This window comes from Microbacterium sp. M (assembly GCF_045181065.1).
Classification (GTDB): Bacteria; Actinomycetota; Actinomycetes; order Actinomycetales; family Microbacteriaceae; genus Microbacterium.
Map to the genome: position 1 here is coordinate 1,187,209 of NZ_CP173721.1, position 22,278 is coordinate 1,209,486.

The following is a 22,278-nucleotide window of genomic DNA, read 5'->3' on the forward strand; positions in this document are numbered from 1 at the left end:
CTGATCAGTCGTTGCGCGGGAAACCGAGGTTGATGCCACTGCCGATACGGTCGTCGGCGGCCGGGTCGATCCAGCGAGCGGTCACCGCCTTCTCGCGGGTGAAGAAGTCGAAACCGTGGGTGCCGTAGGCCTTCGCGTCGCCGAACAGCGACTGCTTCCATCCGCCGAAGGAGTGGTAGGCGACAGGGACGGGGATCGGCACGTTGATGCCGATCATGCCGACCTGCACCTCGTGCTGGAACCGCCGTGCCGCTCCGCCGTCGTTGGTGAAGATCGCCGTCCCGTTCCCGAACTCGCCCGAGTTGATCAGCTCCACTCCCTCCTGGAAGCTCGGGACCCGGATCACAGAGAGCACCGGACCGAAGATCTCCTCGCGATAGGCCGGTGAGGTCGTCGGGACTGAATCGATGAGCGTCGGTCCGAAGAAGAAGCCGCCCTCGTGCCCATCGATCGTGAGGCCGCGCCCATCGACGACGATCCGGGCGCCATCCTGCTCGGCGGTGTCCACGTACGACGCGACCTTCTCGCGATGCTGTGCTGTGATGAGCGGACCCATGTCGGGTTCGACGGCGGCTGCACCGTCACCGATATGCAGGCGCGCGATCCGCTCGGCGATCTTGTCGATCAGCGCGTCGGCCACGGGGTCGACCGCGAGGATGACGCTGATCGCCATGCACCGCTCGCCTGCCGCGCCGTAGCCGGCGTTGACGGCCTGATCGGCGACGAGATCGAGGTTCGCATCGGGCAGGACGAGCATGTGGTTCTTCGCGCCTCCGAGCGCCTGAACGCGCTTGCCGTTGCGGGAAGCCGTCTCATAGATGTGCTTCGCGATCGGCGTCGAACCGACGAACGAGATCGACTGCACGCGCGGATCGTTCAGCAGGCCGTCGACAGCGAGCTTGTCTCCCTGGAGAACGGTGAAGACGCCGTCGGGCAGTCCCGCCTCCTTCCACAGCTCGGCGATCCACAAGGCGGCGGAAGGGTCCTTCTCGCTGGGCTTGAGGATCACCGCGTTGCCGGCAGCGATCGCGATCGGGAAGAACCACATCGGCACCATCGCCGGGAAGTTGAACGGGCTGATGATGCCCACCACGCCCAAAGGCTGTTTGAGGGAGTACACGTCGACCCCGGTGGACGCGTTCTCGCTGAACGCTCCCTTCGTCAGGTGCGCGAACCCGCACGCGAGCTCGACCACCTCCTGACCGCGCAGGATCTCGCCCATCGCGTCCGAGAGCACCTTGCCGTGCTCGGCGGTGATCAGCGCGGCGAGCTCGCCCCGGCGGGCGTTCAGCAGCTCACGAAACGCGTAGAGCACGCCCTGGCGGCGTGCGATCGACGTTCGGCTCCACGTCGCGAACGCGCTCTGCGCGGACGCAATCGCGGCATCGATCTCCGTGGCGTCGGCGAGCGCGACCTCGGCGCTGATCCCGCCGGTCGCCGGGTTGAACACCGGCGCGGTCCTTCCGCTGCGCGACTCCGAAGATGCGCCGTCGATCCAGTGGCCGATGGTGCGAACTGTCATGCTGTCCTCTCTCGTCCGGACATACCGACCGGAACCCGATTAGCGTGTGCAAGACTCAGTCTTACAGTGCAGAAGGAGCGCCGGTGATGGCTGAACGTCGCAAAGAATCCGATCTCCGGACGATCCGTCCGGCCCTGCCGACCGGCCTGCCGATCGTGCGTGAAGTCCTCGCCCTGACCGCGCTCGCCGCCGGTGAACCGGAGGTCCTCACTGGCGACGTCGGCCTCGACTCCGCCGTGCGCTGGGTGCACGTGTCGGACAGTCCCGGTGTCGCCCGGCTGCTGGACGGCGGGGAGCTGCTGCTGTCCACGGGGTCGTCCTGGCCGTCGGAACCCGCGGATCTCGTCGCGTTCATCGGGGGCCTCGCCGAAGCCGGGCTGTCCTGTCTCGTCCTCGAACTCGGGACGCACTATCGATACGCTCCGGCCGTCGTGGTCGACGCGGCCAGGGACCGGGGGCTGGCCCTCGTCGTGCTGCACCAGGAGGTGAAGTTCGTCACGGTGACCGAAGCCGTGCACCGTCGAATCATCGCGGATCAGACCGCCGCGCTGCGTGCCCGCGACGAAGTGCGCACGCGGTTCACGGCCCTGGCCCTGCGCGGATCGCCCGCCGACTACATCGTCCATCAGCTCGCGCAGACACTCGGGGCGCCGGTGGTGCTCGAGAACCTCGGTCATGAAGTGGTCGTCGCGGACGTGCCGCCGGCGATCGAGGAGGACGTGCTCACCCGCTGGGAGGTGCGCTCGCGCATCGCCCACAGAGAAGGGGCGGGCGACTGGCTGATCGTTCCCGTCGAGGCTCGCGGCATCCGTTGGGGGCACCTCGTGGCTCTCCCCGGCCCGGAGAACCTCGCAGGACGACGAAGCGTTCTGGAACAGGGGGCGATCGCGCTCGCTCTTGGTCGGCTCACCGACGCCGACGGCGACGAGTGGAGCCGAATCGGCCGCCGACAGCTCGTCGACGCGCTCATGGCTGGTCGCTACACAGGGCAGGACGGCGCGACTGCCCGGCTCGAGGCGGCCGGGCTCCCCGTCGAGGGCGCGCGCCTGCGCGGGATCGTTGCCGTCGGCGCGGAATTGCGCGCGGATGCTGCGGACGCCGCCGCGAGAGCGCTGGGCGGCCGTGCGCTCACCGGTTCGGCCTCTGGCGCGCGTTCGGGTGCGCCGATCCTGTTGTCGCTGCCCCCGCGGGTGCCGTTCGAGGACGACGATGCACGCCGCTTCGCCCGCGCACTCAGCTCCGACAGTGAGCGGCTCACGCTGTCTATCGGGTCGGCAGCGCACGGACTGGATGCCGGACTCGCCTCGCTCCAGGAGGCGATCGACCTCTCGCGTGCCCCCGACGCCCGGGGGCAGCGCGGGCCAGGACTGCGTCGCGCCGAGCAACGTCCCCTGGCGCGGCTTGTCGCGTCGCTGCGCGACGACCATCGCGTTCTCGAGCACGGTGAGCGCATGCTCGCTCCGCTCATCGAGCACGATCTGGCCAGGGATGGCGATCTGCTCGATGTGCTCGCGGCGATGCTCTCGCATCCGGGCAACCGAACGGCGGCGGCATCCGCATCGCACCTCTCCCGTTCCGTCTTCTACCAGCGCATCGCGCTCATCCAAGAGCTGCTGGCCGCCGACCTGGACGACGGCGAGGTCCAGGCCGCGCTTCATCTCGCGCTCCTCGTGCATCGCTCGGTCGCCGGCTGATCCAGCGCACGCCCGGCGTTCACGAGTCGAACCCGAGCCCTACAGCATCCAGTGTCCTCAACAGCAGGTTGCGCTTGCCCTCGTTGTGATCCGCTCGGTCCAGCGACCATCGGGTGAGGTTGATGCCGATCGCTGCTGCCGGCTCAGGGGGGAACGGCAGCGGGCGGCGACGGACCATCGCCAGCTCGGTCTTCTCGTTGCGGACGCCGGCGAGCAGATCGAGCATGACCTCGGCGGCGAAGCGCGTCGCGCCGACCCCGAGTCCGGTGAAGCCGGCCGCGTACGCGACGCGAGCTTTGCGGGCGGTGCCGAAGAATGCGGTGAACTGGGTCGAGGTGTCGATGGCACCCGCCCAGCGGTGCGAGAAGCGCATCCCCTCCAGCTGCGGGAAGGTGGTGAAGAAGTGCGCGGCGAGCTTCGCCCAGACATCCGGGCGGTGCTCGTACGCCGGATCGACCCGGCGGCCGTAGTGGTAGATCGCGTCGTAGCCGCCGAACAGGATGCGGTTGTCGCGCGACAGCCGGTAGTAGTGGAACTGATTGGCCATGTCGCCGATGCCCTGACGGTCCTGCCACCCGATCGATGCGAGCTGCGCCTCGGTGAGCGGCTCGGTCATGAGCACGTAGTCGTAGACCGGCACGGTCATGAGCCGGTTGCGGGTCAGCAGGGACGGGAACACGTTCGTGGCGAGCACGGCATGCGCGGCGTCGATGCGCCCGGCATCCGTCTCGACGCGGACGCCGTCCGGTCCATCGTCGAGACGGCGCACGAGCGAGCGTTCGAAGATCTCCACGCCCCGCTCCTCGGCGGCGCGCGCGAGTTCCGCGGCCAGACGAGCAGGGTGAACGAGGGCGCACGTCTGCTTCTCCCAGATCGCGCCCAGGTAGGTGGGCGAGGCGACGGCCTGACGCGCCTGCGCCTGATCGAGCAGCACGATGTCGGGGTCGCCATCCGCCTCGGCGTACCATTCGTCGAGCCACGCGAGCTGGTGCGGCTCGATCGCCGGGGTGAGCTGTCCGGTGCGCTCGAAATGGAAGTCGAGACCGTACTCGGCCTCAGCGGACTCGATTGCGTCGAGATTCGCGAGCCCCAGTCGTTCGAGCAGGTCGATCTCGTCCGGCCAGCGCCGGAGACCGTTCTCGTGTCCGTGCGTGAGGCTCGCCTCGCAGAACCCGCCGTTGCGTCCGGAGGCCGCCCAGCCGAGCCGGTTGGCCTCGACGACGATGACCCGGCGTCCGGGGTCGCGTGTCTTGGCGAGCAGCGCCGACCACAGGCCCGTGTAGCCGGCGCCGATGATGACGAGGTCGGCGCGCTGCTCGCCCCGCAACGGAACCCTGTTCGGGCGCAGTCGCGACGGCAGGTCATCGATCCAGAACACGCTGTCCGCGGTCCTGGCGAGGCTGTGATCGACCACGGAGGCTGCGGGAGCCTGCCTTTCGAACACGGTGGTGCCCACGGTCATCTCCTCCTCACGCGGTATCTGCGGTGTAGACGCGGATGCCGCCGACGTAGGTCTGCAGCACTTGTGTCGCCCCGATCTCGTCTGCGGGGCCGGCGAACGGGTCACGGTCGAGCAGCGCCAGATCGGCGAGCGCGCCGACACGGACCGTGCCCGTCTCCTCGTCCAGATGGTTCACGAACGCGGAACCGGCCGTGTACGCCGTCAGCGACGTCGCCAGGTCGATCGCCTGCTCGGGAAGGAAGGGCTCGTACTCGCCCTCCTCATACCCCGGTGCGGCCTGGCGGTTGACCGCCGTGTGGATCGCGGCGAGCGGGTTCGGTGACGACACCGACCAGTCGCTGCCTGCGGCCAGTACGGCTCCGGCACGCAGCAGATCGCCGAACGGATACTGCCATGCGCTGCGCGGCGCCCCGAGGAACGGCAGCGTCAGGTCGACCATCTGGGGCTCCAGCGTCGCCCACAGCGATTGCATGTTCGCGACGACGCCCAGTTCGCGGAACCGGGGGATGTCGTCGGGGTGCACGACCTGGATGTGCGCGATGTGGTGACGATTGTTGCTGCGGCCGTTGCGGGCGATCGCCTGCTCCACCGCGTCCAGGCACTGACGGACGGCACGATCGCCGATCGCGTGGAAGTGCACCTGGAATCCGAGAGCGTCCAGCCGCGGCACCGCCTCGTTCAGGATCTCCGGGGAGACGAACGAGATCCCCGAGTTCTCCGTGAAGTGGCCGTGCCCGTCGTGATAGGGCTCGAGCATCGCGGCCGTGAAGTTCTCGGCCACGCCGTCCTGCATGATCTTGATGCTCGTCGCCTGGAAGTCGCCGGCGCTGAGCCGCTCGCGTCGCTCGACCAGTGAATCGATCTGCTCCAGGCCCCGGGTGCGATCCCACCAGAGAGCACCGACCACGCGGCCGGTGAGCGAGCCGTCCGCGGCCGCCTGCCGGTACGTCTCGCCCTGATCGACGAGGTCGCTGTAGTCGCCGATGATCGCGTCCTGCCACGCGGTGATCCCGTAGGAGTGCAGGTAGCGCTGACCCGCCATCAGGGCCTCGTGCAGGAAAGCGGGGGAGGGATCGGGGACCAGGGCGTTCACGAGAGACATCGCCCCCTCGTGAAGCGTGCCGGTCGGGTTGCCGTCGGCATCCCGTTCGATGCGCCCGTCGGCGGGATCGGGCGTGTCCCGATCGATGCCGGCCCGGCGCAGCGCCTCGGAGTTCACCCAGGCGCCGTGCCCATCCCTGTTGGGCAGGAAGGCCGGACGATCCGGCAGCACGCGGTCCAGTGCTGACGCCGTGGGCGTACCGCCCGGGAAGGCGGACATCGCCCAGCCGCCGCCGAGTACCCACTCGGATTCCTCGGATGCCGCGTAGGCGGCGATGGCATCCAGATACTCCGCTTCGGTGCTCGCCTCGGACAGGTCGCACCGCAGCAGTTCGAGGCCACCGGAGACCGGATGCACGTGGGCATCCTGGAACCCGGGGACGAGGAGCCGCCCGGCGAGGTCGACCACCTCGGTGCCCGGTCCGATCAGTGCACGTGCGTCGGCGCCGAGTGCGACGATCCGACCATCCGAGACGGCGGCGCCGTCCGTCCGCGAGCGGACGGCGTCGGCGGTGAAGACCGGGCCGCCTGTGAAGACGAGATCTGCGTAAGGCATGCGTCAACCTCCTGCCATGGTGCGTGCGATGTCGGTGGCCGAGTCGCCTGCGCGCTTGAGCACCAGCGCGACGATGGCGAGGGCGACAAGGGTCAGCAGCAGCATGATCGTGGACACGGCCGCGATCTCGGGACGCAGCCCCGAACGCACCGCGGAGAGCACATAGACCGGCCACGGCGTGGTGCCGGAGACCTGGACGAACGCCGCGACGATCGTGTTGTCGAGGCTGAGGGTGAAGGCGAGGAGGAACCCGGCGACCACCGCGGGCATCGCGAGCGCCAGCGTCACGCGGGTGAACGTGACGACGGGCTTGGCGTAGAGATCTGCGGACGCCTCTTCGAGGTTCGAGTCCTGCCCCACCAGGCGGGCGCGGACGATGTAGGAGACGACGGCGGTGGCGAACAGCGACGACCCGATCGACAGGCGCACGATGCCGTCGTTGAAGGCCGCGATGCCGAGATCCTGACCCAGCCACACGTACCAGGGCAGCAGAGCCACGGCATCCACGATCTCCGGAGTGACGGAGACGAGCAGCAGCAGCCCCAGGAACCACCACACCCACTTCCCGGGGTAGCGTGCCATCGCGATGCCCGAGAGCGTGCCGAGCGTCGTCGCGATGATCGCCGAGACGAGCGCCGTGATCAGCGAGACCCGCACGGCGTTCTGCACCGCGGGCTTGTCCAGAATGGTCGCGAACGCGTCGAAGCCGAACTCGTCGAAGGAGACGAGGAGCCGGCCGTTGTTGAACGAGTAGATGACGATGACGATGATCGGTGCGAACAGGAACAGGATGACCAGCACGCCCCAGATGTTCAGGGCGATGTCGCTCCACGGACGGTGCCGTCGCCGATCGCTGCCGGGGAGGGTGCCCGTTTCGCGACGCAGGATGGCCTCGGTCTTCGTGACGCTCATGCCGTGACCTCCTCTGCGGCTGATGGGCCGAGGACGAGGCTGTTCCTGGCACGGAACGGCAGCGAGATCAGCCAGATGAGCAGCGCCGCCGCACCGATCGAGAGCGCGATCACGAGCATCAGCACGACCGCCATCGCCGAGCCCAGTGCCCAGTTCTGCGCGGTCTGGAACTGACTGGCGACCAGTTGGCCGACCATGTTCCCCTTCGCGCCTCCCAGCACCGTGGCGGTGATGTAGTCGCCCATGAGCGGGATGAACACCAGGAGCACGCCGGCGATGATGCCCGGCCGCGCCAACGGCAGGGTGACACGCAAGAACGTCGACGCCTTGCCGGCACCGAGATCCTTGGATGCCTCGCGCAACGCGGGGCCGACCCGGTCGAAGGCGACGAACAGCGGCAGGATCATCAGGGGCAGGTAGTTGTAGACGACACCGAGGAGCACAGCCGTGCGCGTGTAGAGGAGATCGAGCGGGCCGTCGAGCAGACCCACGGATTGCAGCGCGGTGGACAGCCAGCCCTCCGGAGCGATGATCACCTGCCAGCCGATGGTGCGGATCAGGAAATTCGTCCAGAACGGGATGAGCACGAGCGCGATGAGCAGACCGCGGCGCTGCGGGCGCACCTTGAATGCCATCCAGTACGCGACGGGCGCACCGATCAGGAAGCACAGGATCGTGCCGGTCGCACCGACCCAGAGGGTGTTGAGGAACGTGGTGAAGAACGTGGGCGACAGCGCTTCGACGTAGCGGTCGAGGGAGAGCACATCGTTCGCATGGGTGCCGAAGATGCCCGGCTTGTATCCGAAACTGAACCACACCACCATGCCGACGGGTGCGACGAAGAACACCAGCAGCCACACCCACGCGGGGATCGCGAGGGCGGCGCCGAGTTGCCTCTTAGGCACCGGCAGCGGCCTTCATCTCGTTCCAGATCTCCACACGGGTGGTCTGCGAGTCGTTGAGCTCCTGCTCGTGCATCGTGGCGAGCTGCTCATCGGTGAAGAAGATGAGCTCGGGCAGTTCGAGACCGGCATCGCTCGCGGCCTGCTCCATGTCCTTGCCGCCGACGTGGTAGCCGATGTAGTCCAGGTTCAGCATGAGGTTCTCGGGGGTCATCGAGAAGTTCAGGAATGCGTGAGCGGCCTCCGGGTGCGGGGCGCCCGCCGCGATGCACCAGTTGTCCATCCAGAGTTCGGTGACCGGGCCGGGAAGCACCCACTGCCAGCGCTCGGGCTCAGAGCTCTCCAGTAGTCCGAGTCGCGCGTCGCCGTTCCACGCCTGCATGAGCACCTGAGTGCCCTGCGGAATCGCGTTGGTTCCCGGATAGGAGTCGAACGCCGAGACATGGGGCGCGATCTGGTCCACGAGGAAGGCACGGCATTCTTCGAGCTCGTCAGGATCCTCGGTGTTCCAGTCCGCATCGTTGGCCCAGAAGTAGGCTCCGATGATGCCGGCCGGGTCATCCGACATGCTCGTCTTGCCGCTGGCCTCGTTCTGGGCGGCGTCGAAGAAGTCGCTCCATGTCGTGAGCTCTCGGGTGATGACGGTCTTGTCGTAGACGAAGCCCGTCGTGCCCCACGCCTTGCAGACCGAGTAGTCGTTCTCGGGATCCCATGCCCGCCCGAGGTAGGCGTCATCCATGTTGGCGAGGTTCGGCAGCAGATCCTTGTTGAGTTTCATGAGCAGGTCGTTCTCGATCATCTGCGGGATGAAGACGCCGGTGGGGACCACGATGTCGTAGCCGGACGTGCCCTTGGCCGCGATGAGCTTGGCGATCAGCTCCTCGTTGGAGCTGTACGAATCGAGCGTGACCTTCGGGCCGAGTTCCGAGGTGAAGTCCGCCACCACGTCGGGGGAGTCGTAGTCGCCCCATGTGTACACCGACAGGGCGTTCTCCAAGGATCCGCCGCTCGCCTGAGGCGCCGTGCCGGTCCCGCTGGTCGGAGCGCAGGCCGCGAGGAGGGCGCTGCTCCCGGTGACCGCAAGGAGGCCAAGGAAACGGCGTCGGTTGATCTCGCGCGCGATCACGGGGACCGCACTGTCGTGGGCGAGGATGCGGATCGGGGCTGGCGTGCTGTTCATGGTGACTCCTGATCGATCGGGTGAATGCAGGACGGGTCAGAGCGTGGGGGGAGCGATGTATCCGCCGGCGGTGGCGTCGTCGGCGGCGGCGAACAGCAGCACGTGCGCCGGTGTCCAGCTGCAGATGACGGCGTCGCCGACACGAAGGTCGGGTGCCTCGGGTGTCGGGCGCCGGGCGACGAGACTCTGGTCGTCGCCGAGGCGCACGAGATACTGCATCGTCTCACCGAGGTGAGAGATGCCGATCACCTCGCCGCGGACGGCATTGGCGCCGAGCAGCGCGTCGCCCGGCCGTTCGATCTCGACGCGCACGTTCTCGGGCCGCACGGCGGCTTCTCCGTTGGTGGCCGCGAGAGGATCGGATGCCGCGCGAACCAGGACATGCGCCGATGCCACCGCGGTGCCGTTCTCGGTCACCGGGCCGTGGAAGAAGTTCTGCTGTCCGACGAAGGCGGCCACGTAGGCGGAGGCGGGCTTCGCATACACGGTGGTCGCATCAGCGAGTTGCTCGATGCGGCCGTCGCGCATGATGGCGATCCGGTCGCTCATCGACAGCGCCTCGCCCTGATCATGCGTGACGAAGACGAAGGTGATGCCGATCCGCGACTGCAGCAGCTTCAATTCGAGTTGCATCTCCTCGCGCAGCTGACGATCGAGCGCCCCGAGAGGCTCGTCGAGAAGCAGCACTGACGGACGGTTCACGAGTGCGCGAGCCAGTGCGATGCGCTGCTGCTGACCGCCGGAGAGCTGCGTCGGTCTGCGGTCGGCGAAGCGGCGCATCTGCACGAGGTCGAGAGCGGACGAGACCCGGTCTCGGATCTCACCCTTCGGCGTGCGGCGCTGCTGCAGGCCGTACGCGACGTTCTCGGCGATCGACATGTGGGGGAAGAGGGCATAGGCCTGAAAGACCGTGTTCACATCGCGCTTGAAGGGTGGCGTGCCCAGCACGCTCGTGCCGGAGATGTGGATGTCTCCGGCATCCGGATGCTCGAAGCCGGCGATCATCCGCAGCGTCGTCGTCTTGCCGCACCCGGACGGACCCAGCAGCGACAGGAATTCACCGGGGCGGATCTCCAGCGAGAGATCATCGACGGCGACCTGGTCGCCGTAGTACTTCGTGATGCTGTTCAGCGTGACCGATCCGGCTTCTCGGGTGCCGGGGCGATCGGTCAGGATCTCGGATGCTGTCACGGGGGCTCCGCTTCTGGACGTCACGTTGGCGCGTTTGGGTCATTCAATACGTCCGACCCCTCGGCTGCAATGGATGCATGCGCTCGCCGGACGGATCCATCGTCTGGTGCCATGGGTCGGACAGAATGTCCGAGCGGGCGTAACGGGGCCGAAACACCGTCGTCTCGTGTCGTGCCTGGCAAGCTGTGGGGATGCGTGATCGTGATACCCGGGCGCTTCCGTGGCGGTCCATCGATGTCGTGGCGCACAAGGCGCTGACGCCTGAAGACACGTCCTCGCTGAAGCACTTGTTCGACGCCGAGTACTTCGACGACTTCGGTGAATGGGACCCCGCCCAGCCGTACGGCTACGCACCACACGATCTGCACGTGGTCGCACGATCCGACGAGGGCATCGTCGGGCATGTGGGGTGGGGACGTCGCACCGTCGGTGTCGACGATGCATCGCTCGTCATCGCCGGAGTCGGCGGCGTGCTCGTCTCGCCGCAGGCTCGCGGGCTCGATCTGGGAAGGCGGATGCTGGCGTACGCGGCCACGTCGATGCGAAGCGCGGGCGGGATCGACTTCGGCTACCTGGGCTGCCGCGAACAGGTCGTGCCGTTCTACGAATCGTGCGGATGGCATCGCATCGTCGCGGCGGAACGCTCGATCGCACGAGACGGGATGCCGGTCGAGGACGAGCCGGGACAGCCCCTGCTCGTGCTGCCCGTCGAGCGGGACCTCGCGTCCTGGCCTGCCGGCACCGTGGATCTCCGCGGCCGCGCGTGGTGATGCCGGCGTAACCTGTGAGTGTCGAAGGAGGAGCGCTATGACGTTCGATGCTCAGCATCCGGGACACATTCCCGCACCCGGTGAGTCGTCCGTCCCCGAGCTCGAGGAGGACGAGACGATCGCGCCTCGTCCCGAAGAGGAGATCGCCGACGTCCTGCGCGCCGAACCCGACGTCTCCGATCACAGTGCGGGCCGCGATTGACGGCGTCGGTCACGCTTCAGCGGGGCGAAGTCTCGCTCGCCGTCACAGACGTCGGCGGTGACGGTCCGCCGGTCCTCCTGCTTCATGGACTCGCCGGCAGCTCGCGAGAACTGCTTCCCACGGCCGAAGCGCTCGCGGACTCGTTCCGTGTTCTGCTCATGGATCAGCGCGGCCACGGATGCAGCACGCGTCGGCCGACTGATCTCTCCCGCGAGGCGCACGTGGGAGATGTCGTCCATGTCCTCGAGTCGCTCGCTCCAGGACAGCGCTGCGTGCTGGTCGGTCAGTCGATGGGCGCGCATACGGCATTCCTCGTCGCCGCCGCACGTCCGGATCTCGTCGATCGGCTGGTGATGCTCGAGGGGCATGTCGCCGGCGATGCGGATCCGAAGTCCGCCGCCGGCCTCGGTCAGTTCTTCGCGTCGTGGCCACCGACGTTCCGTGACGAGTCCCACGCGCGGGAGCTCCTCGGCGGCGAAGCGATCGTGGATGCCTGGATCGCCGACCTCGAAACCACTCCGGATGGGCTGCGTCCGCGTTTCGACGCCGACATCATGGAGCGCACGATCAGAGCGGTGCATGCACCGAGATGGCAGGAGTGGGAGCAGCTGGAGGCGCCGACGCTCGCCGTCTTCGCTCGCCGAGGGATGTTCGCGTCGGCCGAGAAGGACGAACTGCTGACGCGCCGACCGGTCACGCGGCGCGCCGACCTGCGTGGAGGCAGTCATGACGCGCATCTCGACGCGTTCGACGAGTGGATCAGCGTGCTGAGAGCGTGGCTGCTCTCACCGGCGCAGCGGGGTGCCCTCCGGTAACATTGTCAGTCCGTGCCGCGCCCGCATGGCCGAAGGCGATCATGACGGCCATACGAGAGGACTGACCACGTGAGCGAGAGCAGCATCTTCGACCCGACCGGCCGTGCCGTGCGCTACGTCGACGAGGGGGAGGGCCCCGTCGCCCTCGTACTGATCCCCGAGGCCGACACCGACAACGAGGTGCTCGGCATCGTCGCTCACTATCTCGCCGAGGAGGCCGGTTTCCGCGTGCTGCGCATCGGGCACCGGCCGGGTGAGGCGACACTGGCCGAGCGTTCCGACGACGTCATCGCGGTGATGGATCAGGTGGGCCTCGCCGACGCCTGGATCGGCGGACACGGCTTCGGCGGTTCAGTCGCGGCGACCGTCGTCGCCGAGCACCCCGACCGCTCGAACGGCCTGCTCCTGCTGGGAGTTGCGGATGCCGGGATCGCCCTGGCGCCTGTGCTCCCGATCCTCATCGTGCAGGCCACCGCCGACGAGGTCACTCCGATGTCGAACGCCGAGCAGCTGCACGCCACCGCGCCCGAGCGCTCGAGCATCAAGACCGTCGAGGGTGCGGATCACCTGTTCCCGGTGACGCATCCTGTCGAGACGGCGGTCATCATCGAGGAGTACCTCGACTGGGACTGAACGGTCACGCCGTCCGACGCCCCGCTCCCTGCAGCAGCGTGTCGACGATGCGGGCGGCCAGCGTGTCGACGTCGAGCCCGGCATCGTCCGCGGACTCCTGCAGAGTCGCCGCGAGCAGCGCGTAGTACACGCGCCGGATCCACAGCAGGTCGGCGCCGTCGGCGATGAGTCCGGCATCCCGTGCGCGCTCGAGCACGGTGAGACAGTGCTGAGCGATATCCGCGTGCAGTTGCGCGGCCGTGCTCTCCGCTTCGGACGGGATGCTGAGTGCGAACGCCCACGCGCTCTTCACGTCGAGCACGTTCGCGGTGATCCGGTGCAGTGCCACGAGGGGAGGGGCTGTATCGGGGTGTCCGTCGTCGATCGCCTGGATGAGCCGCTCGGCAGCCGACAGCGCCAGGGTGTCGAGCAGGGCCTGTCGGTTCACGAAGCGGCGATGGATGGTCGTGCGCGCGACCCCCGCAGCCATCGCGATCTTCTCCATCGGCGCTCCGGGATCAACCGAGAGCGTGCGCTCAGCGGCCTCGAGGATCGCATGGACGCTGCGTTCGGCATCCGCTCGCAGCGGGCGCGGGGTCGAGGTCGACATGACGAAAACAGTACTACCGTGATTGCCTTTCTGCTATAACTGCAACAACACTGTTGCGGATAGAAAGGCCAAGCGCATGGGATCGACCACGTTGCCGGCAGCCGGGGGCGCGGCGGCGATGCTGCTCGTGGGCTCGTCGGCGGCCGTGTCCGCCATGATCGCCGACTATCCCGTGCTGCTCGGCCAGGCGCTGCGTTACGCGCTCGCCGCCGTCATCCTGCTGCTGGTCGCGCGCCGGATGCGGCTGCCGCGAGCGCGATTGACGACGCGCGAACTGCTCCTGCTGCTCGCGCTGTCCGCCACCGGACTGGTCGGATTCAATGTCTTCCTCGTCGAGGCCACGCGTCACGCGAGCCCCGCGATGATCGGTAGCGTGGTCGGAGCGGTCCCCATCGTGCTCGCGATCGCGGGTCCGGTGCTGCAACGGAGGCGTCCCACAGCCCGACTCATCGCAGCAGCGGTGGTCGTGACGTCTGGCGTGGTCGTCGCGGCCGGATTCGGGGGAGCGAGTCTCCATGGCGTCCTGCTCGCGATCGGCGCCCTGCTGTGCGAGGTCGCCTTCTCACTGCTGGCCGTTCCGCTGCTGCCCAAGCTCGGGGCGCTGCGCGTCGCGGCGTACCCTGCCGCTCTCTCGGTCATTCCGCTGGTGATCGTGGGCGTCGCCGTGGATGGTGCCGCCTCGATGCGCCTGCCGACGCCGACCGAGGCGGTCGCGTTCGGGTACCTCGGTGCGATCGTGACCGCGCTCGCCTTCCTCCTCTGGTACCAGGCTCTCCACCGCCTCGGCGCCGATCGCGCCGGCCTCTTCGCAGGGCTGGTCCCTGTCGGCGCGCTGCTGACGACTGCGGTGCTCGGTGTCGGGGTCGTGCACCTGTCGCATATCATCGGGACCCTGCTGGTGACGATCGGGGTCGTCGTCGGCATGCGTCCCTCGCGCACGGACGCCCTGATCGAATCGGGCACGGATGATCGGGCGGCGTCCGTCGCCGAGCGGCGAGCATTGTTCTCGAAAGGAGGACCGCATGATCGGCACCCTGAACGCTCTGGTCGACCTGATCGAGGACAACCTCGACGATGATCAGCCGGGGCAGGACATCGACCTCGCGGCGTTCGCCCGCACGCGCGCCACAACCGAGTACCACCTGCGGCGCATGTTCGCATCGCTCGCCGGGATGCCGGTGTCGGAGTACATCCGCCGGCGACGCATGACTCGTGCGGCGGCGGACCTCGTCTCCGGTGCGCCCGACCTGCTGACGGTCGCGGTGCGCCACGGATACGGCTCGGTCGAGGCTTTCGGCCGCGCGTTCCGCGCCGTGCACGACACGGCGCCGGCTCAGGTGCGCCGAGAAGGCGGTCCTCTCCGCACACAACCCACGCTCAGATTCCGTCTGAGCGTCGAAGGGAGAATCCCCATGGACGTCACCATCATCGATCGCCCGGCGCTCGACCTCGTCGGCCATGCCGTCGAGGTGCCCCTCATCCACGAGGGCGTCAACCCGCACATCCAGGCGCACATCGCGTCTCTCGCACCGCAGGAGCACCTGCGGCTGAAGGAGCTCAGCAACACCGATCCGGCCGGCATCCTCGCCGTCTCCGACGGACCGGAGCCGGATGCCGCGGAGGGGACAACGCTCACCTACCTGCACGGCGTCGCCGTTTCCGAAGGCACTGCCGTCCCCGACGATCTCGACGTGATCGCGTTGCCGGCCGGGTCCTGGGCGGTCTTCACCTCCAGCGGAGCGTTCCCGGAGACGCTGCAACGGCTGTGGGCTGCGACGGCCACCGAATGGTTCCCGTCGAACCCGTGGCGCCTGCGTCCCGGCCCGTCGATCGTCCGCTATCTCGAATTGACCGAGACGCACGCGACATGCGAGCTCTGGCTGCCGGTCGAGCGGGCATAGATGCCGCAACCGGCGCCGCGGTCACCCGGAACGGGTGACCGCGGCGCGTCAATCGTGCGTTGATCGTCGCTGAGGCAGTACGGTTCCAGAGGCCAGCCGCAACGGCGGCAGCACTCGTGCCGTGACGGCGGCATCCAAAGAAAGGCACACACCCATGAACTTCTGGGCATCATTCTGGGACATCATCTGGTGGTTCATCTTCATCTTCGCGTTCGTGTCGTACCTGTACGCACTGTTCGCCGTGATCGGCGATCTGTTCCGCGACCGCAAGCTCAGCGGCGGGTGGAAGGCTGTCTGGATCATCTTCCTGATCTTCGTGCCGTTCCTCACTGTGCTGGTGTACCTGATCGCGCGCGGCAACGGCATGGCCGAGCGCTTCGCCGCTCAGGCCGAAGCCGCCAAGGCATCCACCGATGCTTACATCCAGCAGGTCGCAGGCGCGAGCCCGACCGACGAGATCGCGAAGGCCAAGGAACTCCTGACCTCCGGTGCGATCACCACCGAGGAGTTCGACGCGCTCAAGGCCAAGGCCCTGAGCTGATCCTGCTCCAAGGCTGACTGAACCGCCCCCTCGTCGACGACGTCGACGAGGGGGCGGTTCTGTGTCCGAGGGGATCAGGATGCCGCGAGCGCCGCGGCCAGAGGCGGCGCGAGCCCCGGGATCTCGTCGACGGGCACCGCCAGCGCCAGGAGCGACCGGCTGAGGAAGTTGCGTGCACCAGCCGCAAGGGTGATGTCCACGATCTGCCGGTCGCTGAAACCGGCATCCCGCAGTTCCTGCGTGTCGGCATCCGTCATCGCGGCCGCGTCGGTCGACAGTTTTCTGGCGAAGCGGATCACGATCTGTTCGCCCGATGAGAAGCCGCTGTCGTCGCCCTGAGCGAACGCCATCAGTCCGTCTTCGTCCACGACCTCGGCGCGCAGCGCCTTGCGACCGTGCGCGAGCAGGCAGTGCGTGGAGCCGATGGCCTGCGCCGCCCCGAGCGTCGCGGCTTCGTAGACGCCGAGGCCGATCGACGGGACGATGGCACGCACCAGTTGCTCGAACGCGGCGTGGGCATCCGGGTTCACGGCCAGCGCCTGGGTGTGCGCGAAGACGAACCCGTCATCCGCGATGTCCTCGGCATACATGTCGGCCACGTGGCCGACGGCGGTCTCCGCCGGTGGGGGAGCGATGATCATGGCAGCGTCCGTCCTGATCGGCGCGGACACCGATCAGGACGGACGCTACTCGCCCGGAGTCCCGGACGGAAGAGGGCTCAGACGGGCTGGGGCAGAATCGTGAAGCTGACGGTGCCTTCGCCGTCCACACCAGCATCCAGAACCTTGTCGGCCAGTGCCTCGGCGGCGGCGGTCTCGAGGAACACCCGGGTTCCGGCGGCCTCGATGATCTGGTCGGCAGGCTCGGGGGAGGGGACGACGTGCACGGCGAAGCGCGTCTCTCCGTTCGGACCCGGTGCTGGCGCGGATTCGATCCGCAGTCCGGCATCGTCTCCGTTCTCCTGGCCCGTCACGATCGTGGTGACGACGGCGTTTGCATTGTCGGTGAGGGTGAGCACGGCGCTCTCCTTCCGTTCGCGGGCACACCCCGGTCGAGGCATGTCCGGGCTACGATTCCCGACGATGCCACCCGCTTCAACCCCCTGGCGGGGACTCGGAGGGTTCTCCCACCTTGGCGGGGGTCACTCGGCTAGGGTCTCCTCGCGCAGGCGAGGCTCGGTCCGTCGCTCCGGTCGTGCTCCGGCCTTGTCGGCATAGAACGCGCGGATCATGTCCATGTCGGACGACACCGCGCCGGTCAGGGAGATCGTCGGTCCCAGACCCGCGGTCATCGTGGTCCGGTCGACGTAGCCGAGCGTGACCGGCATCCCCGTCTGCCTGGCGATGCGGTAGAAGCCGCTCTTCCAGTACTCGTTGCCGCCGCGCGTGCCGTCGGGCGTGATCACCAGGCCGAAGACGGTCCCGGCATCCACCTGCTCGATGACGTCGGTCACGACGCGGCCGGGGTCGTCTCTGTCGACGGGGATGCCGCCGAGACGGCGCATGATCGGTCCGCGCCAACCGCGGAAGAGGCTCTTCTTGCCCAACCAGTGGACGTCGATTCCGAGACGCCACGCGATGGCGAGCATGAGCACGAAATCCCAATTGGACGTGTGCGGCGCCCCGAGCAGGATGGTGGGACGATCCGGCGCCGTCTCTCCGGCCAGCGTCCAACGGCTGAACGCCCAATAGATGCGTGACAGGAGGCGTTTGAGCATCAGACAACCGTAGGCGAACGCATATGCAGTCCGGGGTATGCAGCCGACCTCAGCGGCGATTCGCGAGCCGGGGCAGCAGCACCCACAGCGCCATGACGACCGCGCTCGCCGCGATCAGCACTGTCACGGAAGCGATGCGGCCGAGGACGAAGTCGAAGATCAGTCCCGTGACCCCCACGCTCAGCAGCCCGATGACGCAGAGGTTCGCCTTCACGATGCGCGACGTGAAGCGGACGAGGTCGGGTTTTCGATGCAGCCCGAACCACGCGCGATGCAGACCGACCGGGGTCAGCGACAGGATGGTCGCGAGTGCCGCCAGGCCGACCAGAACGAGATAGCAGCCGCGCTGGATGTCATCCAGTTCCGTGAATCGAGGCTGGAACGCGACCGCGAGCAGGAAGCCGGACAACACCTGGGTGCCGGTCTGCATGACGCGCAGCTCCTGCATGAGTTCGTCCCAATTGCGATCGGCGCGTTCATCGGGCGTCTCGTCGCGGCCGTCGACCGTGGCATCCACATCGCTCATATCGGCAGTCTCGAGTGCTGCCGTCCGGATGTCCAGGGCGAGTTGCGCAGCGAGCCCTCCCGCGTACGCGGGCGTAGCATGGGGGGATGAGCGATCCTCAGACCCACGAAGTCCCGTCCGCAGCGCAGCCTCTTGCCGCGCCCGCGGGACTCGACCTGCTGGGCGACACCGATGTCGGTGTCTGCAGCGGCGGGTTCTGCGCACTGCCGACCGACTGAGTCCTTCGGCCACGTCCGCCCTGCCGATGGCAGGGCGGACGTACAGCTGTCAGTGACCGCCGTGGAAGCCGTCGCCGGCGTCATCCGCCGGCTTGCGGACGAAGCCCGACAGAACCACGGCGGCGAGCGAGATGATCGCAGCCAGCAGGAATGCCGTCCGAGCCCCCGGTGCTCCGGCCGCCGCAGTGGAGAGCCCTGCTTCCTCACCGGCGTGCAGGATCGACGAGTAGATCACTGTCATGACGGCGACGCCGGCGGCGCCGGCCACCTGCTGCAGGGTGTTCAGGACCGCCGACCCGTGCGAGTAGAAGCGGCGCTCCAGCGATCCGAGCGATGCGGAGAACAGCGGTGTGAACGACATGGCCAGACCCACCGACATCACGGTCTGCACGATCACGAGCATCACCCACGGGGTGTGCTCACCGACCGTCGAGTAGTAGAACAGCGCCGCGGAGATCATGATCGTCCCCGGTACGAGCAGCGTGCGCGTACCGCGGGAGTCGTAGACGCGTCCCATCACCGGACCGAGCAGACCCATGAGGACCGAGCCGGGCAGCAGGATGAGCCCGGACTGCAGGGCATCCAGCCCCGCGACGGTCTGCAGGTACTGGGGCAGCAGCGTGAGGGTGCCGAACATCGACAGCGCGACGATCGCCATGATGATGACGGCGATCGTGAAGTTCCGCGAGCGGAACACGCGCAGGTCGAGCAGTGCGTCGTCGATGCGCTGCAGCACGAGCTGGCGCCACACGAACAGTGCCAGGGCGATCGCGCCGACGACCAGCGCGACGATGCCGGTGGTGGCGGCGCCGGCGCCGTGGCCGCCGAACTGGCTGAGGCCGTACACGATGCCGCCGAAGCCGAAGGCGGCAAGCGGGATCGACAGCAGGTCGAGGGGAACCTTCTTCGTCTCGCCGAGGTTCGTCATCCACTTCGCACCCATGAGCAGTGCCACGATCGCGATCGGCAGCACGATGGCGAACAGCCACCGCCAGCTCAGCGTCGTGAGGACCGCTCCGGCGAGGGTCGGGCCGATGGCAGGGGCCAGCGAGATGACGAGACCGACGCGGCCCATCATGCGTCCGCGGGACTGCGGCGGCACGACGTTCATCATCGTGGTCATCAGCAGCGGCATCATGACACCGGTACCGGCGGCCTGGATCACGCGACCCGCGAGGAGCACGGTGAATCCCGGTGCCACGAGGCAGACCAGGGTGCCGAGCGTGAACGCGCTCATCGCGGCGATGAACACCTGGCGGGTGGTGAAGCGCTGCAGGATGAATCCGGTCGTCGGGATCACGACGGCCATCGTCAGCATGAACGCACTCGTCAGCCACTGACCGAGCTCGGGCGGCAATCCCAGATCCTCGTTGAGGTGCGGGATCGCGATGCCCATCGTGGTCTCGTTGAGGATCGCGACGAATGCGGCGACCAGCAGCAGCCAGATCACGCGCATGTCAGAGCGCGGGATCATGGGTGCCTGCTTGGCGGTTGTGGGTATGGAACCAGTGGTTGTGGCCATGACGTCTCCTTGCGTTCAGGACGGGCGGACGGCCACCGGCGGAACTGTCAGAACCAGCATCCGCACGAGGGCAAGCCTCAAGAGTAACCGCGGGGTGCGACATCGCATTCCCGATCCGAGGACGGATCCCGAGAATTCTTCGGCGTTAGGCTGACCGCATGAGCATGGGCGGCGGACACGGTGGAGGGGGTCGCGGCGGCGGCTCTGGTGGCGGGGCTGGATTCCGCGGAGTCGACGAGGCGGCGCAGAAGCGCCTGAATGCCGAGGCGCCGCGCATCCCCGGGCTCGGGAACCGTGTCGTCGGCTTGTTCCGCCCCTATCTCTGGCGCATCGTCATCACCGGCATCCTGGTCATCGCGGGAGCCGCCATCGCCGTGATCCCGCCGCTGCTCGTCCAGCGCATCTTCGACGATGCGCTCTTCCCCGTCGACGGATCCGGTCCCGATGTCTCGCTGCTGATCCGACTCGTCGCCATCATGATCGGACTCTTCCTCGTCTCCGCCGCCCTCGGCGTCGCGCAGACGTGGTTCACCTCGACCGTCGGCAACCGCGTCACAGGCGATCTCCGCGTGAAACTGTTCGAGCATCTGCAGGAGATGGAACTCGGCTTCTTCACCCGCACGAAGACCGGCGTCATCCAATCGCGTCTGCAGAACGACGTCGGCGGCGTCTCGGGCGTGCTCACGAACACCGTCACGAGCATCCTGGGCAACACGGTCACCGTCGTCGCCTCCCTCGTCGCGATGATCCTCATCGACTGGCGGCTCACCCTCATCGCCGTCGTCATGATGCCCATCCTGATCATCGTGCAGCGCCGCGTCGGCCAGGTGCGGGCCCGCATCGCGGGAGAGACGCAGGAGTCTCTGAGCGAGCTGACGAGCATCACACAGGAGACGCTGAGCGTCTCGGGGATGCTGTTGTCGAAGTCGTTCAACCGGCAGCGCGCCGAGTCGGAGCGCTATCAGGCGGAGAACCGCAACCAGGTCGTGCTGCAGGTGCGCCGAGCCATGAGCGGCCAGGGGTTCTTCGCCGTCGTGCAGGTGCTGATGGCGTCCGTGCCGGCGATCATCTACCTCGTCGCCGGATACTTCATCGCCGGGGGAGTCGACGCGATCACCGCCGGCACGGTCGTCGCGTTCACGACGGTGCAGGCGCGTCTGCTGATGCCGTTGATGGGTCTGATGCGCGTCGCGCTGGACCTTCAGACGTCGGCGGCCCTGTTCGCCCGCATCTTCGAGTACCTGGACCTGGTCCCCGCGATCCAGGATGCGCCGGATGCCGTCGAGGTCGCCGACGCGCCCGGACCGCGCGGGCGGGTGGAGTTCCGCGACGTCGTCTTCCGGTATCCGGATGCGGCGGCGGACGCGCGCCCGACGCTGCAGGGCGTCTCCTTCGCGGCAGAGCCGGGTCAGCACGTCGCGTTCGTCGGTCCGTCCGGCGCTGGCAAGACCACGGTGCTGTACCTCGCGCCGCGGATGTACGAGGCGGCTGAAGGGCAGGTCTTCTTCGCGGGCGCCGACGTGCGCGATCTCACGCAGGAGTCCATCATCGACGAGATCGGCATCGTCTCGCAGGAGACGTATCTCTTCCACGCGACGATCCGCGAGAACCTGATGTACGCGAAGCCGGACGCCACCGAGGACGAGGTCATCGCGGCGTGCAGAGCCGCGAACATCGACCACATCATCAGCGGTTTCGAGCACGGCTACGACACGGTCGTCGGCGAACGCGGGTACCGGCTCTCCGGCGGAGAGAAGCAGCGAGTCGCGATCGCGCGCGTGCTGCTGAAGGATCCGCCCGTCCTCCTGCTCGACGAGGCCACGTCGGCGCTGGACACGGTCTCGGAGCGCGTCGTGCAGGAGGCTCTGGATGAGGCGGCGAGGGGGCGCACTGTGCTGTCGATCGCGCACCGCCTGTCGACCGTGATCGGCGCCGACGTCATCCACGTCCTCGAAGCGGGTCGTATCGTCGAATCGGGCACGCATGCCGAGCTGCTTGCGGCCGGTGGACTCTACGCCGAGCTCGCAGCGCAGCAGATCGCGGCATCCAGAATCGTCGGCGCGGAGGAAGCGGCAGAGGCGAGCGCGGCCGCCGGGTTCTCGGGCGCCGTGGCGGCGGCGCTCGCGGCGCGCCGGGCGGATCAGGCTCCGGACGACTCGGCCGGAGCGGATGCCGTGGCGGCCCTCACCGCGCCCGTGCCGTTGCTGGAAGTCGCGGACCCGCAGGTCGACCCGCCGCAAGCGTGACGCGAACATCGGACGTATTGCAGGAATTGCTTGACCCTGGCCGGGGAGTTCCGCACAATAGGCGCTGATACATCCGAC

23 protein-coding genes are annotated in these 22,278 nt (G+C 67.9%); 10 read left to right on the forward strand and 13 right to left on the reverse strand.

Translation table 11 applies throughout. The annotated features are described in order from the left end of the window. Nucleotides 1-4 precede the first annotated feature (4 nt). Complete coding sequence (locus tag ACI7YT_RS05615) at nucleotides 5-1,522, reverse strand: CoA-acylating methylmalonate-semialdehyde dehydrogenase (RefSeq protein WP_406249481.1); 1,518 nt, start codon at nucleotides 1,520-1,522, stop codon at nucleotides 5-7. An 86-nt stretch (nucleotides 1,523-1,608) separates the two neighbouring features. Here ACI7YT_RS05615 and ACI7YT_RS05620 point away from each other — a divergent pair, with 86 nt between their 5' ends. Next, complete coding sequence (locus ACI7YT_RS05620; RefSeq protein WP_406249482.1) at nucleotides 1,609-3,216, forward strand: PucR family transcriptional regulator; 1,608 nt, start codon at nucleotides 1,609-1,611, stop codon at nucleotides 3,214-3,216. 19 nt (nucleotides 3,217-3,235) lie between these two features. Here ACI7YT_RS05620 and ACI7YT_RS05625 read toward each other — a convergent pair whose 3' ends face one another. The 6 genes from ACI7YT_RS05625 to ACI7YT_RS05650 are packed head-to-tail and all read right to left on the reverse strand — an operon-like array spanning nucleotide 3,236 to nucleotide 10,520. Beyond that, nucleotides 3,236-4,672 (reverse strand): NAD(P)/FAD-dependent oxidoreductase, encoded by a 1,437-nt coding sequence (locus tag ACI7YT_RS05625; RefSeq protein WP_406249483.1) that lies wholly within the window; start codon nucleotides 4,670-4,672, stop codon nucleotides 3,236-3,238. A gap of 13 nt (nucleotides 4,673-4,685) precedes the next feature. Continuing rightward, nucleotides 4,686-6,335, reverse strand: a complete 1,650-nt coding sequence (locus ACI7YT_RS05630) for an amidohydrolase (RefSeq protein WP_406249484.1) — start codon at nucleotides 6,333-6,335, stop codon at nucleotides 4,686-4,688. 3 nt (nucleotides 6,336-6,338) lie between these two features. Continuing rightward, the gene (locus tag ACI7YT_RS05635; protein WP_406249485.1) at nucleotides 6,339-7,247 is read right to left on the reverse strand and encodes an ABC transporter permease; all 909 of its coding nucleotides are present in this window, start codon (nucleotides 7,245-7,247) and stop codon (nucleotides 6,339-6,341) included. Next, entirely contained in the window at nucleotides 7,244-8,152 is a 909-nt protein-coding gene (locus ACI7YT_RS05640; protein ID WP_406249486.1) for an ABC transporter permease, read from the reverse strand. The genes ACI7YT_RS05635 and ACI7YT_RS05640 overlap by 4 nt, the downstream gene beginning before the upstream one ends. Next, nucleotides 8,145-9,329: a spermidine/putrescine ABC transporter substrate-binding protein gene (locus ACI7YT_RS05645; RefSeq protein ID WP_406249487.1), complete on the reverse strand. Its 1,185-nt coding sequence runs from the start codon at nucleotides 9,327-9,329 to the stop codon at nucleotides 8,145-8,147. Before ACI7YT_RS05645 ends, ACI7YT_RS05640 begins: the two co-directional genes overlap by 8 nt. Nucleotides 9,330-9,365: 36 nt before the next feature. Further along, entirely contained in the window at nucleotides 9,366-10,520 is a 1,155-nt protein-coding gene (locus ACI7YT_RS05650; RefSeq protein WP_406249488.1) for an ABC transporter ATP-binding protein, read from the reverse strand. 191 nt (nucleotides 10,521-10,711) lie between these two features. Here ACI7YT_RS05650 and ACI7YT_RS05655 point away from each other — a divergent pair, with 191 nt between their 5' ends. From ACI7YT_RS05655 to ACI7YT_RS05670, 4 genes are all read left to right on the forward strand, one after another. Further along, a complete protein-coding gene (locus tag ACI7YT_RS05655; RefSeq protein WP_406249489.1) occupies nucleotides 10,712-11,290 on the forward strand; it encodes a GNAT family N-acetyltransferase in 579 nt (192 codons plus the stop codon). Nucleotides 11,291-11,327: 37 nt separating this feature from the next. Next, nucleotides 11,328-11,492, forward strand: coding sequence for a hypothetical protein (locus ACI7YT_RS05660; RefSeq protein ID WP_406249490.1), 165 nt, complete (start codon nucleotides 11,328-11,330; stop codon nucleotides 11,490-11,492). Further along, complete coding sequence (locus ACI7YT_RS05665; RefSeq protein WP_406249491.1) at nucleotides 11,489-12,307, forward strand: alpha/beta fold hydrolase; 819 nt, start codon at nucleotides 11,489-11,491, stop codon at nucleotides 12,305-12,307. Before ACI7YT_RS05660 ends, ACI7YT_RS05665 begins: the two co-directional genes overlap by 4 nt. Nucleotides 12,308-12,376: 69 nt before the next feature. Next, entirely contained in the window at nucleotides 12,377-12,940 is a 564-nt protein-coding gene (locus ACI7YT_RS05670; protein WP_406249492.1) for an alpha/beta fold hydrolase, read from the forward strand. Between the two features lie 4 nt (nucleotides 12,941-12,944). On the opposite strand, the gene ACI7YT_RS05675 is transcribed toward ACI7YT_RS05670, so the two are convergent. Then, a complete protein-coding gene (locus ACI7YT_RS05675) occupies nucleotides 12,945-13,529 on the reverse strand; it encodes a TetR/AcrR family transcriptional regulator (RefSeq protein ID WP_406249493.1) in 585 nt (194 codons plus the stop codon). Nucleotides 13,530-13,605: 76 nt separating this feature from the next. On the opposite strand from ACI7YT_RS05675, the gene ACI7YT_RS05680 reads away from it, so the two are divergent. From ACI7YT_RS05680 to ACI7YT_RS05690, 3 genes are all read left to right on the forward strand, one after another. Beyond that, nucleotides 13,606-14,607 carry a DMT family transporter gene (locus ACI7YT_RS05680; protein ID WP_406249494.1) on the forward strand — a complete coding sequence of 334 codons (1,002 nt, stop codon included), beginning with the start codon at nucleotides 13,606-13,608 and terminating at the stop codon, nucleotides 14,605-14,607. Next, nucleotides 14,552-15,430 (forward strand): GyrI-like domain-containing protein, encoded by an 879-nt coding sequence (locus tag ACI7YT_RS05685; RefSeq protein WP_406249495.1) that lies wholly within the window; start codon nucleotides 14,552-14,554, stop codon nucleotides 15,428-15,430. The genes ACI7YT_RS05680 and ACI7YT_RS05685 overlap by 56 nt, the downstream gene beginning before the upstream one ends. 154 nt (nucleotides 15,431-15,584) lie before the next feature. Further along, nucleotides 15,585-15,971, forward strand: coding sequence for an SHOCT domain-containing protein (locus ACI7YT_RS05690; protein ID WP_406249496.1), 387 nt, complete (start codon nucleotides 15,585-15,587; stop codon nucleotides 15,969-15,971). Between the two features lie 74 nt (nucleotides 15,972-16,045). Here the strand turns inward: ACI7YT_RS05690 and ACI7YT_RS05695 are convergent, their stop codons facing one another. The 4 genes from ACI7YT_RS05695 to ACI7YT_RS05710 all read right to left on the reverse strand — a co-directional run bounded on the left by ACI7YT_RS05695 (nucleotide 16,046) and on the right by ACI7YT_RS05710 (nucleotide 18,214). Beyond that, nucleotides 16,046-16,612, reverse strand: coding sequence for a carboxymuconolactone decarboxylase family protein (locus tag ACI7YT_RS05695; protein ID WP_406249497.1), 567 nt, complete (start codon nucleotides 16,610-16,612; stop codon nucleotides 16,046-16,048). Between the two features lie 77 nt (nucleotides 16,613-16,689). Continuing rightward, nucleotides 16,690-16,989, reverse strand: a complete 300-nt coding sequence (locus ACI7YT_RS05700; protein ID WP_406249498.1) for a Fe-S cluster assembly protein HesB — start codon at nucleotides 16,987-16,989, stop codon at nucleotides 16,690-16,692. A gap of 123 nt (nucleotides 16,990-17,112) precedes the next feature. Continuing rightward, nucleotides 17,113-17,688 carry a 1-acyl-sn-glycerol-3-phosphate acyltransferase gene (locus ACI7YT_RS05705; protein WP_406249499.1) on the reverse strand — a complete coding sequence of 192 codons (576 nt, stop codon included), beginning with the start codon at nucleotides 17,686-17,688 and terminating at the stop codon, nucleotides 17,113-17,115. A 49-nt stretch (nucleotides 17,689-17,737) separates the two neighbouring features. Continuing rightward, entirely contained in the window at nucleotides 17,738-18,214 is a 477-nt protein-coding gene (locus tag ACI7YT_RS05710) for a DUF6328 family protein (protein WP_406249500.1), read from the reverse strand. A gap of 86 nt (nucleotides 18,215-18,300) precedes the next feature. Between ACI7YT_RS05710 and ACI7YT_RS05715 the strand changes: the two genes are divergently transcribed. After that, nucleotides 18,301-18,432 carry a hypothetical protein gene (locus ACI7YT_RS05715; protein WP_406249501.1) on the forward strand — a complete coding sequence of 44 codons (132 nt, stop codon included), beginning with the start codon at nucleotides 18,301-18,303 and terminating at the stop codon, nucleotides 18,430-18,432. A gap of 49 nt (nucleotides 18,433-18,481) precedes the next feature. Here the strand turns inward: ACI7YT_RS05715 and ACI7YT_RS05720 are convergent, their stop codons facing one another. Next, nucleotides 18,482-19,954: a DHA2 family efflux MFS transporter permease subunit gene (locus tag ACI7YT_RS05720; protein ID WP_406249502.1), complete on the reverse strand. Its 1,473-nt coding sequence runs from the start codon at nucleotides 19,952-19,954 to the stop codon at nucleotides 18,482-18,484. Nucleotides 19,955-20,118: 164 nt separating this feature from the next. Between ACI7YT_RS05720 and ACI7YT_RS05725 the strand changes: the two genes are divergently transcribed. After that, complete coding sequence (locus tag ACI7YT_RS05725) at nucleotides 20,119-22,200, forward strand: ABC transporter ATP-binding protein (protein ID WP_406250503.1); 2,082 nt, start codon at nucleotides 20,119-20,121, stop codon at nucleotides 22,198-22,200. Nucleotides 22,201-22,278: the final 78 nt, after the last annotated feature.